At 67.7% G+C, this 11,767-nt stretch carries 11 protein-coding genes; 6 read left to right on the forward strand and 5 right to left on the reverse strand.

The features are described from left to right. The 6 genes from VNN10_05285 to VNN10_05310 all read left to right on the forward strand — a co-directional run. Positions 1-741 (forward strand): hypothetical protein (locus VNN10_05285; GenBank protein ID HXH21421.1); only part of this gene is annotated, 741 nt, incomplete at its 5' end. After that, positions 734-1,126: a type II toxin-antitoxin system VapC family toxin gene (locus tag VNN10_05290; protein ID HXH21422.1), complete on the forward strand. Its 393-nt coding sequence runs from the start codon at positions 734-736 to the stop codon at positions 1,124-1,126. The genes VNN10_05285 and VNN10_05290, both read left to right, overlap by 8 nt. Positions 1,127-1,168: 42 nt before the next feature. Next, on the forward strand, positions 1,169-4,885 hold the full coding sequence (locus VNN10_05295) for a helicase-related protein (GenBank protein ID HXH21423.1): 3,717 nt from the start codon (positions 1,169-1,171) through the stop codon (positions 4,883-4,885). Between the two features lie 377 nt (positions 4,886-5,262). Then, positions 5,263-6,540: an AAA family ATPase gene (locus VNN10_05300; GenBank protein ID HXH21424.1), complete on the forward strand. Its 1,278-nt coding sequence runs from the start codon at positions 5,263-5,265 to the stop codon at positions 6,538-6,540. A 3-nt stretch (positions 6,541-6,543) separates the two neighbouring features. Beyond that, positions 6,544-7,026 carry a hypothetical protein gene (locus tag VNN10_05305; GenBank protein HXH21425.1) on the forward strand — a complete coding sequence of 161 codons (483 nt, stop codon included), beginning with the start codon at positions 6,544-6,546 and terminating at the stop codon, positions 7,024-7,026. Between the two features lie 221 nt (positions 7,027-7,247). Then, the gene (locus VNN10_05310; protein HXH21426.1) at positions 7,248-7,556 is read left to right on the forward strand and encodes a hypothetical protein; all 309 of its coding nucleotides are present in this window, start codon (positions 7,248-7,250) and stop codon (positions 7,554-7,556) included. Between the two features lie 410 nt (positions 7,557-7,966). On the opposite strand, the gene VNN10_05315 is transcribed toward VNN10_05310, so the two are convergent. The 5 genes from VNN10_05315 to VNN10_05335 all read right to left on the reverse strand — a co-directional run. Further along, positions 7,967-8,626 (reverse strand): hypothetical protein, encoded by a 660-nt coding sequence (locus VNN10_05315; protein ID HXH21427.1) that lies wholly within the window; start codon positions 8,624-8,626, stop codon positions 7,967-7,969. Continuing rightward, entirely contained in the window at positions 8,623-9,207 is a 585-nt protein-coding gene (yaaA, locus tag VNN10_05320) for a peroxide stress protein YaaA (protein HXH21428.1), read from the reverse strand. Before yaaA ends, VNN10_05315 begins: the two co-directional genes overlap by 4 nt. A 222-nt stretch (positions 9,208-9,429) precedes the next feature. Next, entirely contained in the window at positions 9,430-9,975 is a 546-nt protein-coding gene (locus VNN10_05325; protein ID HXH21429.1) for a PD-(D/E)XK nuclease family protein, read from the reverse strand. Beyond that, positions 9,972-11,189, reverse strand: a complete 1,218-nt coding sequence (locus VNN10_05330) for an ATP-binding protein (GenBank protein ID HXH21430.1) — start codon at positions 11,187-11,189, stop codon at positions 9,972-9,974. The genes VNN10_05325 and VNN10_05330 overlap by 4 nt, the downstream gene beginning before the upstream one ends. Before the next feature lie 14 nt (positions 11,190-11,203). Continuing rightward, positions 11,204-11,767, reverse strand: a 564-nt coding sequence (locus VNN10_05335) for a PD-(D/E)XK nuclease family protein (GenBank protein HXH21431.1), incomplete at its 5' end; no start/stop codon positions are given.

Raw genomic sequence — 11,767 nt, forward strand, 5'->3', positions numbered from 1 at the left:
GAGCCGGGGAGCGTCGTCGTGGCTCTGGAGCTCCGGCGGGAGCAGCTCGAGCTCGAAGGGATGGATCCAGGCCAGGAAGCGACCGAGCGGCTCGTGGCCGGGTTGATCGAGTTCCGGGATCGGGAGGAGCTGCCACCCGCCTGGGATGTGGGGGTCGTGCTCGCCCTGCGGGAGACGACCGGGCTGTTCCGGCGGGGGATCGAGAGCGTGTCCGTCTCGCTGGAAACCGGCGGGGGCCGGCGATCGGCACGTCTCGATGCATCGGACGCAGAGCGGTTCGCCCGGCTGGCGACGCGGTGGGTGAGGAACCGCCGGACGGTCGAGGGCCGACTCTTGATGGCCGACTTCAAGGAGGCGGCGACCCGATGCCGCGTGCATCCCCCGCTGGGCTCGCCGGTCGAGTGCACGTTCGACGAGGCACACCGCCAGGCGGTTCTGGATGCGTTGACGAAGTACGTCAGGGTCACGGGGGAGGCGGAGGTCGATCCGGATACGTCCAGGATCAAGCGGCTCGTGATTGCCGACATCGAAATTCTCGACTGGGAGGGCACCGAGGGAACAACGACGTCGTTCTGGGAATCGATCTCGACTGAAGAGCTGGCCGCGATGCAACGTGTCGCGCCACTGGCACGCGTCGAGGAACTGGCCGCCGATATCTGGGAGTCGCCCGAGGAGCTGGACGCGTTTCTCGCCGACATCTACAGCGCTAGAACGGCGGACCGGGACCGTCGAGGTGCCTGACTATCTCGTGTTGGATACGGATGTCGCGTCAGCACTTCAGGCTCAGCGGCTTCCGGCGGACATGCGTCAGCACGTGGTCTCGAAGACGCTCTGCATCACGTTCGTGACGGTCGGCGAGTTCTTCAAGGGTGCCTACAAGGCGAGCTGGGGTCAGCGCAGGTTCGAGAGACTGGAAGGGTGGCTCCGTAACGTGGTCGTCCTCCCCTACGACGCCGATGCGGCGCGGGCGTGGGGACGGCTGGTCGCCGAGATGGAAAAGCGCGGACGCGCCATTTCCGCGAACGACGGCTGGATCGCGGCCTGCTGCCTGAGTCGTGGTCTCCCGCTGATGACTCTGAACCGCAGGCATTTTCAGGAGATTCCCGGCCTGACGCTCGTGCCGTGACGGTCGATCCGACCAACCCCCGGGCCTGACGACACGAAACCCATGCCGGGTTGCCTGGCCACCGTCGGCTGGAAGATCTCTTACGGGCCGGCCGACGACCGCCTGCGCGAACTGTACATTCCCGCGCTGAGCCGCTCGATCGCCTACGCGCGCACAGCGGGCTTTTTCTCCTCTGGGGCGCTGGCCATCGCCGCGGCGGGCCTCGCCAGTCTGATCCGTGCTGGCGGCCGGATGCGGTTGTTGGTCGGGGCGGCGCTCTCCGAGGAGGACGTGCGCGCGATCGAGCGGGGCGAGGACGCCCTGGGGCAGGCCGTCGAGCAGCGCCTCCTGGAGGTGCTCGCCTCACTCGAGCGCGATCCGACCGACCCGGCGCGCCGGCGTCTCGAGGCGCTCGCCTGGATGGTGGCGCACGGAGCGCTGGACATCCGCGTAGTCCTGCCCACCGGACCGGACGGGCGTCCCCTTCCAGCCCATCAAGCCGCCGATTACTTCCATCCCAAGGAAGGACTCCTCACCGACCCGTGCGGCCACCAACTCGCCTTCTCGGGGAGCGCGAACGAAACGCCGAGCGGCTGGCTCCACAACTACGAGCAGTTCATGGTCTATACGTCCTGGGAATCCTCCCGGCCCTACCTCCTCCAGGTCGCGGAGCGGATCGAGCGCCTCTGGCAAGGCCGCGAGGAGGGCTGGCGGGCGCTGCCCGTGCCGGAGGCGGTGCGCGAGCGGCTGATCCGGCTCGCTCCGGATGAGCCGCCAGGGCAGGATCCGCTCGAGGTCGAGGTCGCCTCGCCGGCGCCGCGTGCCATCCCGAGCGATCAGCGCGAGCGGATCCTGTTTCAGTTCCTGCGGGACGGACCCCTCCTGCCGGGCGGCGACCGTCTGGGCATCCAGACCGCCGGAATCCGGCCGTGGCCCCACCAGGCGAGAATCGTCCGGGAAGTCGTGAGGCGGTTTCCCGAGCGCTTCCTCCTGGCGGACGAAGTCGGTCTCGGCAAGACGGTCGAGGCCGGGCTCGTGCTGCGTGCGCTCCTGCTGTCGCGGGAAGTCCGCCGCTGCCTGATCCTCGTGCCCCGGAGCGTCCTGCGCCAGTGGCAGGAGGAGCTCTACGAAAAGTTCGCGCTGAACATTCCGCGCTACGACGGGGCGGGGTTCCACGACTACTTCGGCGAGATTCCTGCTCCGCCGGGCAACCCGTGGAACGCCTACCCGGTCCTCCTCGCGAGCAGCCAGCTCGCCAAGGGGCGCGACCGCGTCCAGGAGGTGCTCGCGGCCGATCCCTGGGATCTCGTCATCGTGGACGAGGCCCACCACGCCCGGCGACGCGAGTTCCGAACAGAGCGCTACCGGCCCAACCGGTTGCTCGCTCTGCTCGAAGGCGACGGGCAGAGCCCGGGCCTGGCCGGCCGCACCCGCGGGCTTCTGTTGCTCACGGCGACCCCGCTTCAGCTCCATCCGGTCGAAGTGTTCGACCTGCTGCGTCAACTCCAGCTCCCGGGTGCCTGGGCCGCGTCGGAGCGGCGGTTCCTGCGCTTCTTCGACGAGCTGCGGGCCGCGCGCGCGGGCCAGCCCGTGGACTGGGCGCTCCTGCTCCGCCTGGCGGCGGCCGCGCTCGACGGGACGTCTCTCGAGGCGCTCGTGGGCGGAGCGGCACGCGAGCGTGTGGGCGTCGTCGAGTGGGACCGCATCGGGGACCTCCTGGCTGGTCGGCGCCCGCCGGAGACGGCGGCCAGTCTCTCCCCCTCGGCCCGGGCGGTGCTGCTGGAGGCGTGCCGACGCGCCTCGCCGCTCGGCCAGCGGATGTTCCGTACGACCCGCGAGCAGCTCCGGCGCTACCACCGGCAGGGCCTTCTCGCCGAGCCGGTGCCCACGCGCGATCCCAGGCCGCGGTGGATCCCGATGACGGCCGAGGAATGGGGCCTCTACCAGCGCGTCGAGGACTACGTCGCCGACTTCTACCACCGCTACGAGGGCGAGCGCAAAGGGCTCGGCTTCATCATGACGGTCTACCGTCGTCGTCTCACCTCGTCCTTCGCCGCCCTGGCGCGGAGCCTCGAGCGGCGCAGGGCGTACCTCCTCGAGCTTCGCGGCCCGGCGTTCGGGCTGACGGACGAGGATACGGAGGAGGCAGACCTCGACGAGGACGTGGCGGAGGACCTCGAGTCCGATGCTCGGGAAGGTCGCCTTCCGCCCGGGCTGCAACGCCTGCTCGAAGGGGAGCTGCGCGCCGTGGAGGAGGTCCTGGACCAGGTTCGTCGCCTGGGGGCGGATACCAAGTTCCAGGCGCTCGTGGAGGATCTACGCGCACTCCTGGCCCAGCGCGACCGCGTCGCCATCTTCACCCACTACACCGACACGATGGACGCCATCCGGGAGCGCCTGGTCGGGCTCTACGGGCGGCGCCTGGCGTGCTACTCCGGTCGAGGCGGGGAGCGGTGGGACGGCGCCCGGTGGGTCGAGGTCAGCAAGGAGCAGGTAAAGGAGGCGTTCCGCACCGGCGACCTCCAGGTGCTGCTGTGTACCGAGGCCGCGAGCGAGGGCCTCAACCTCCAGACCTGCGGCGTCCTCATCAACTACGACATGCCCTGGAACCCGATGCGGGTGGAACAGCGGATCGGCCGCTTCGACCGCATCGGGCAGCATCACCCCGATGTCTGGATCCGGCATTACTTCGTCGTCGGACCTGGTGGAGAGCCCACCGTGGAGGCTCGCGTCTATAAGGCGCTCGAGGCGCGGATCGGCTGGTTCCGAGCCGTGGTGGGAGAGCTCCAGCCCATCCTGGCCCGGATCCCGTCGGTCATCGAGGAAGCCGTCACGGCCCGGCACGCCGACCGTGCGCCAGTGCTGGACCGGCTCATCGCTGAACTTCAGCACGCGCTCGAGGAGCAGGAGGCCTCCGCCCTTTCGCTGGATGACGCGGCCGAGCCCCCTCCGATCGGCGACGAAGGTCCAGCCCCGCTGACCTTACCCGAACTCGAAGCCGCTTTGCGCACGAGCAGCCTGGGTGGGCGCTTCACGCCTCATCGTGAGATCGCCGGAGCGTTCGAGCTGGACCTGCGCGGCCGGCTGTGGGAAGTTACCTTCGACCCTGCAATCGCGGACGCACATCCCGGGCGCGTGCGGCTGCTCACACCCGGCGAAGCTCTGCTGAACGAGGTCCTTGAGCTGGTCGAACCCCCGGTCGGCCGGCCTGCAGGGCACGGCCTCGTCAGGGTGACGGCGGACCGCGCTGTCCGCTGGTATCGGCCGGGTCCGGATCGCGCCGAGCTCGTGAGCACACTTCGCGATCTGCGTAGCGCGCTCGAGGGCCTTCCATCCGAGGTCACGCCGTCAATTCTGGAACAGGCCACGCGAGAGATCCACAGCGTGACGGAGGCTCAGGCGCACCGCGCTGAGATCCAGACGCGCCGTCACGCGGAGGACCAGCGCGCCGCGCTGGAGGAACGTGCCCGCCTGACGCTCGCCGCTGCTACGGCGTGCCGGATGGTTCTCGACGGGATCAAGGATCTCGAGACAGCCTGGCGTCTTGTGGTCAGTTCGGGTTACCCCTTCGCCGGCCTGGCCAGGCTCGTCGGACAGCCGGCGTCGTCCGACGTGCAGTCCGAGGCGGTCGGGCTGTCGGGCGACCAGGCCCGGCGGCGCCTGGAACGAGCGGCGGAGGTCGCGAAAGAACTACTCCGTACGCTCGCCCGTCCGGGGGATCCAGACGCAGCTGTCTCGGATCCCAGGCCGGAAGCCCGAGTCGAGGTCTACGGCTGGTGACCTGGCGAGCCGAGCGTCGCGCTGGCGTCAGCGGCGATGCGCGGCAAAGGCCAGGCGGGGGACGCTGACCCGTCCCCGGGGGACGCTCCGTCGGCCGAGGCCGCGCCCGACCGCCCAAAGGGTCCAGAATCGTTGACGTGGCTCGCCGTGGCGCGCTCGAAGCGTGATCTGCCCGGCGGCGTCGGAGGGTTGCGCCGGGCCCTCGTAAGATATCTGGTGTCGATCGCAGAGCCGTTGGTTCCGGAGCCCGCGATCAAAGACTGGTCCCAGGTGTCCACGAATCTATAATCAATATCGTGATCGTGCCCGAATGGTCGGCAGCGAGCGAAAGTCGTTTTGACAGTCGTCCCAGGCGCGTCGCGGGGAGGTCGTAGCAGATGCCGAGGATCCAGGACATCGCGAGCAAGGGACCTGATTTGATCGAGATTCCCTCGATCCCGTGGCTCGCTCGCGCGATCAATCCTGGCCTGATTCGAGGGGGTGTATACCTCCTGGCCGGCGAGCCCGGAATCGGGAAGACGACGCTGGCCATTCAGCTGCTCGGAGAGCTGGCGCATCAGAATCGGAAGGTTCTTTATTTGACGACCGAGCAGGGATTGGGTGATCTAAAGCGTGCGGTCAATCGCATTCATGGGCGACCCGGCTTACCCCTGTCACCGGCGATCCTGAACAACTTTTTTCTCGACGACACCGTGGAAGATCTTGACAGCTTGCCGCGGTTTCTGGCGCGACGGGTGCTCACGGCCGGGGAGGAGTATTACGGAGTCGAAACCATCGTCCTGGATTCGGTCCAAGGACGCGGGCTCTCTGCCTCGGCCACGCGGAAGTACCGAGCGCTTTACGAGTTTGCAGAGAATGCGAAGGCGCAAGGTCTGATCACGGTTTTGATCGGGCACGTTACGAAAAAGGGGCAGATCGCAGGGCCGAAGGATCTGGAGCACAACGTCGATTGCATCATGTACGTCCGTCGAGCCTTTCGGCTTCGGCCATTCTTCGTACCCAAGAACCGCTTCGGACCGGCGCTGCTCGATCCTCTCGTCCTTATGATGGATGACCGAGGCCGTCTCATGGAATCACCGCATACGTCGGCCCGAAGCAGTGCGGTCTATGGATATGCCGGAGTCGGAGACGAACTGGCCGAGGGGCAGGCGTCGGTCAGCCTGCCAAGGTACGGAGCCCGCCCCGAACTCAACGCGCCGTTCCTTCCCGGAAAGAAGGTCCGACAACTGCTGAGCGTGTTGAGCAGCCTCAAAGAGGTCGACTTGACCGACCTTTCTTACGAGATCAACTGTTATGTTCCCCGTCAGCAACGATACCGTGAAGAGCTAGATCTGCCGATCGCCCTGGCGTTGCTCAGTTCGTACCTCCACAAGCCGGTGCCGCCCGATACGCTGTTTGTCGGTGAGCTCGACCTCACTCGCCGCGTGCGCCCGCCCGAGCCAGCCTATCTTGCTGCCCTGGCACAGCTCGTCAGCGGGCCCCAGCGGGGCCGAGTGAAGCGGGTCTACATGTCGCGGGAATGCGCGGAGAGATTCGGCGCGATGAAACCCGATGGACAGGGAACGCCGATCGGCCAGCAGATCGAGATAACACCTGTCGAGGACCTGGAGGATCTCTTGCGGGCTCTGTGGCCCGACCTGTTTCCCTCCAGGTGAGAGATGCCGCCGCCGGCGGTGCCACGGACTGCTCACGACTTTATCCTGTATTACTACGCGAAGCTCATCATCGCTCCGGCAGCGGGCGAGAAGGACAATTATCGGTTCATTATGGATCGCTACCGGCGGCTGAAGGACGGCGAGCTGAGAATGTCGGACTATGATCGTGAGATCGAGCGCCAGTCCCAGCAAAGCGGAGCTTGCGCATTCTGCAGACGCCGCGGGCCTACGGCCCCCATGGAAATCATTCCACGTAGACTCGGAGGCCCGGTCGGCGTCCATAACCTCGTGTACGCGTGCGCTGGTTGCCACGAGTCGCGCGGCGACCGGGAACTGTTTGAGTGGTGGTGTGATGTCCTTGGCCGGGACAAGGATGAGCTTCCGCGCATTCCGGCCGGCCTGTTTTTGAAAATGTCGTACGAAAAACATGCGGTCGAGTTCAGGCTCCAGCGGCGGTGTCGGAGTATTCGTGACCTCTGGCCGTGACGGGACAGACGACTAGAAGGCCGCCGTCGTCGCCTACGGCTGGCGGAGCGAGGTCGAGGTCCACCGGTGGTTCTCGGACCTGGCGGCGCACGACAGCTTCCGGCCGCGGGCCTGCCGGCCGGGAGGCACCCACGCCGAGGGCGAGGACGAGCTGAACATCGGCGACATCCAGCAGCGCTGCTTCTGGGGCGACTGGTCGAGTAAACCGATGGCCGTCCCAGGTGGCCCAGACGGCGCTTTCGATCTGCCACTACGACCGCGACGGCCGCGATCAAACGGATCGTTGCGTGCAGGGCTGCTACGAGTGCCTGCTGAGCTACGCCAACCAGTTGGAGGCCCGCTTCCTGGACCGGCGGGCCATCCGCGACTTCCTCCGCCAGCTGACCACGTGCCGGGTCCGCCAGCGGATCGGCTCCCGCAGCCAAGGAGAGCACCTGGGCTACCTCCGCTCTCGCACTCAGTCCGATTTCGAACGGCAGTTTCTCGACTTTCTGGCCGAGCGCGGTCACCTCTTGCCGGACGACGTCTAGAAGTCCATCCAGGAGCCCCGCTGCATCGCGGACTTCTTCTACCAGCCGAACGTCGTCGTCTTCTGCGAAGGTCCCGCTCATGATGCCGCAGATCAGCGGCCTCTTGACGAATACGTGCGCCGCGAGTTGGTTGCGCGCGGGTATCGCGTCATCGTCGTCCGCTGGGACGCGGATCTGGCAGCTTCGGTGCAGGCCTTTCTCGAGATCTTTGGGAGAAGAAAATGAGCGCTTTCGTTGCGTTCCCACAAATTCAGGAGCTGTGGGCACGCAGCATGCCGGAGACTGGCCCTCCGGGCTGTTTAGACGGCCAGGCCTGCGGGAAAAGGCCGGCCAGATTCTCCGGACTCACAGATCTTCGCCCGAGGCTCCCAGGTCAAGGAGATCCTAGCGCGGGGCGAGGGGCCTTTCGATCATATCGGGCTGGCCAATGAAATGCTCTGTTTGACCAGAACCTCGATCCGCTTCAGGTCGCGCTCACCGAACTCGCGCCGAGCACGCACATACTGCGAGTTCCAGAGGCCGGAGTCGCGAACGGTCTGGCTGTAGGCATACTGGCCCAACCACGCGGCGGAGGGATGGCACCTCGGGCACTGGGAGAGGCAGGCGATCAGCCTGGCCTCGAAGTCGTTTCTCTCCCTCATGTCGTCGATCCGCACGCACCTGAAGCGGAACTTCTCGCGTAACAGGCGGGATACCTCAGCCTCAGTCGGACGACACCGCACGCAAGTGTTTGCGCTCTGCTTCTCCCAGTGTCCCTTTCCAGGCGCGGGCTGGAGGCAGGGGTGGTCCGGATCTGCCCGGCGCATGAGGGCGCCTCCGAGAAGCCTCCTGAAGACGCTGCTGTTTTTGGTCCCCGAATAGTGAAGTCGCAGGCGGCTAACCAAGCCATTCTGGCTTCTCGGATGGTTCCCGACTCGGACGACGCGAGGGAGGCCCGTGTGGTCGGAGACCTCGCCGTCCTCGTAGAAGAAATAGAGACCGTTGTCGGGGAGACCGGGTCCTGGCGCGTGGTGCATCGGCAGCGCGTCCAGAAGCGTGTGCAGGGCCGCGCACAGTTGCTCCGAGGTCATGGCAGCCTCTGGAGGCTGCAACCAACACCTTCAGCGATTTTTCTAACGTGTTCGGGGAGAAACGCACCCTGGGATAAGGCGTGCCGCGCGACCCGGCCCCAGCGGCGCGGGCTCACACCGGTGCTGCCTCCTGGCACGTTGACGGCATAGGACTCATAGCCTCTCGTGAGGGCCTCGACGGCCTCGCGGTATCGGTCGCTCAAAAGCAGATAGACATACCTGATCCGCGGAAACGTTGCGATGAACTCGTTCTGAAACCCGCTTCCTCCGAGGGCGTCGCGCCAAAGGAGTTTCACTGAGCGACCGCTAGGTGCCTGGTCCGTGCTGATCAGCTCGTACTCCGGTATCGGGTCTTGGGGCCCTATGAGACCGAACATCGAAGACACGATGAGGAGAGCGCCTCTCGCCTCCGGTGGCTGGTCGACGGGCCAGCCCAAGGCGGAGTAGAGTTGGCCGCAGTACCTTCTCGCCGCCGGCATGGTCGGCTTGTCCGACAGGGCCTGGTTCGTGTCCCAGGCCCGCGCTACTTTCACGGAGTCCCTGCCGGACTTGTAGAACGCGCCAGCTCTCTCTTTGGGCAATTCCGAGTAGAAGCGGACCAGCCCGGCTCTTTCCGCGTGGAGTGAGCGAAAAATGTAGTCATGGGGACCGAGCCGAGAGAAGGGTTGACCGTCGCCGCCGGGTTGCTTCTCGCCTGAACAAGCAGTGATGAAAATGGCCTGAGTCTCGGTAGGTAGGTTCATACTCGTTCCCCGGTTGAGCGGATCATGAATGTCTGCCAGTTCCGAGTTCTTTCGCGCCATCTATCCTTGAGCAGTGAAATCGCCTGGCGTCCGAGGAGCGCGCAGGGCTCGGGCTCCTATCGGGAACCGGCCGCCGACATGATCCCGCTGACGGCTCCGCCCACTCGATCCTCCCGTGAACAGCAGGCCGCAGCGGAGCCGGCGGCCGGAGGGGAGGCCGGCGGCCGCGAGGAGCTCGGCGTAGAGCCGGACCTGGCGGACGTACTCCGGGTAGGCGGCCTCGACGGGGCCGGGGGGCGGCGGGTCGGTCTTGAAGTCGAGCACGTCCACGCGGTCGCCGGTGACGGCCACGAGGTCGGCGTAGCCCGCGATGAGCGTCCCGGCGGGGCCGGGGCCGGCGACGGGGTACTCGAGGCGGAGGTCGGGGCCAGCAGGCCGGGCGAGGCCCTCGGCGGCGCGCGCGGCCTCGGCGACGCCGACGGGCCGGAACCTCGGCCGCGCGGCCTGGCGCGCGGCCGCCTCCCACCGCCCGGCGACCTCGGCGAAGAGCGCGGCGCCGTCGCCGGGTAATGAGCCCCGCCGGAGGTCGAGGCCAGCGCGGTTCACAGTACCCTCCACCACGGCACGGCGAGCACGTCGGGCGCGAGCCATTCGAGCGTGTGGCCGGTATGCAGCAGGAGGCCGGCCCGCGCTTTCTTTCCGTACTCCGTGCGAAAGGCACGCAGATGGGCCGCGTCCGCAAGACGCGGGCGTGCCGTAGCCTTGACCTCCACCGGCAGCAGCCGGCCGCGGCTCTCGATCACGAAGTCCACTTCCTCGCCGCTGGCGGTGCGCCAGTAGCAGAGCTCCGCAGGCTCGAGCCGTGCGTCGCGCCAGGCCAGCAGGTCAGCGAGCACGAGATTCTCGAGATGGGCGCCGGAGGGCTCGTCCCCGCCGGCGAGGTGGAGGGCGAGTCCCGTGTCGGCCCAGTAGAGCTTAGGTGACTTGATGAGCCGCTTGGTGCGGTTGACGGCATAGGCCGGGAGCCGCACAGCGAGGTACGACATTTCCAGCAGGTTGAGCCACCGGTGCACCGTGGGCTGCGGCAGCCCCACGTCACGGGCGAGCTCGGCCCGGTTGAGGAGCTGACCGAGGCGCAGACACGCCGCGCGCATCAGGCGGCGAAAATCGGGCAGTCCGCTGATGGCGGCGAGATCCTGGAGGTCCCGCTCGAGGTACGTCCGCACATAGCCGTCGAACCAGATGCGGCGATCGGCGGCGCTCTTCATGTGCAGTGCCGGCGTGGGAAAGCCACCCCGCTGCGCAAGCGCCGTCCAGTCGGCGGGCTCGGTATCCCGATCCGCGAGCAGGTCGCGCCACTCGGCATCCCGGGCGGCGAGCAGCTCCTCCCACCGGCCGCAGGCGCCGAGCCCGAGCTGCTCGCGACGCGTCATGGGCCAGAGCGTGAGATAGCTCGCCCGGCCCGCCAGCGACTCGGACACACGGCGCATGAGCAGCAGGTTCGCCGACCCGGTGAGCAGGAACCGGCCCGGTGTGCGGCGGCGGTCGATGGCGCGCTTCACGGCTCTGAGCACTTCCGGCGCACGCTGCACCTCGTCCAGCGTCACCGGCTCGCGTCCCTCCACGAGGATGTCAGGGTCGCGGCGAGCTGCGTCCAGGACGTCCAGGTCGTCCAGCGAACGGTACTGGCGCGGGGCCGGGACCAGGAATTGCACGAGCGTGCTCTTACCGGTCTGGCGCGCTCCGGTCACCACCACGGCGGGCATCACGGCCAGGCGGTCGGCAAGGGCGCGGCCGACGACGCGAGGGAGAACCTTCACGCGGTGAATGATAATCATTCATGGCGTGAATGATCAATCAACCACCGGATCCTCCCGTCCCACGTGAACAGCAGGCCGCAGCGCAGCCGGCGGGCAGCCAGGAGGCCGGCGGCCTCGAGGAGCTCGGCGTAGAGCCGGACCTGGCGGACGTACTCCGGGTAGGCGGCCTCGACGGGGCCGGGAGGCGGCGGGTCGGTCTTGAAGTCGAGCACGTCCACGCGGTCGCCGGTGACGGCGACGAGGTCGGTGTAGCCCGCGACGAGCGTCCCGGCGGGGCCGGGGCCGGCGACGGGGTACTCGAGCTGGAGGTCGGGGCCAGCAGGCCGGGCGAGGCCCTCGGCGGCGAGCGCCTGCCAGGCGCGCGCGACGTCGGCGGCGGCTTCCGCGAGGAGCGTCGAGGCGCTGTCGGCGGCGAGCCCGGTGTGCGCGGCGGCGATGCGGACGGCCTCGGCGGGCCCGAGCGCGGGCTCGCGCAGGAGCAGGCCGATGGCCTGGTGGACGGTGGCACCGAAGACGGGACCGAAGCGAGCAGGGCGCAGGGCGGGTGCGACTTCGTCGGCGGCGCGCGCGGCCTCGGC

This window comes from Dehalococcoidia bacterium, assembly GCA_035574915.1.
GTDB lineage: Bacteria > Chloroflexota > Dehalococcoidia > DSTF01 > WHTK01 > DATLYJ01.

Bases quoted from the DNA above. Each gene is read 5' to 3' on its own strand.
- VNN10_05295 (HXH21423.1), top strand. From the start codon at position 1,169: ATGCCGGGTTGCCTGGCCACCGTCGGCTGGAAGATCTCTTACGGGCCG.
- VNN10_05300 (HXH21424.1), top strand. From the start codon at position 5,263: ATGCCGAGGATCCAGGACATCGCGAGCAAGGGACCTGATTTGATCGAG.
- VNN10_05305 (HXH21425.1), top strand. From the start codon at position 6,544: ATGCCGCCGCCGGCGGTGCCACGGACTGCTCACGACTTTATCCTGTAT.
- VNN10_05315 (HXH21427.1), bottom strand. From the start codon at position 8,626: ATGACCTCGGAGCAACTGTGCGCGGCCCTGCACACGCTTCTGGACGCG.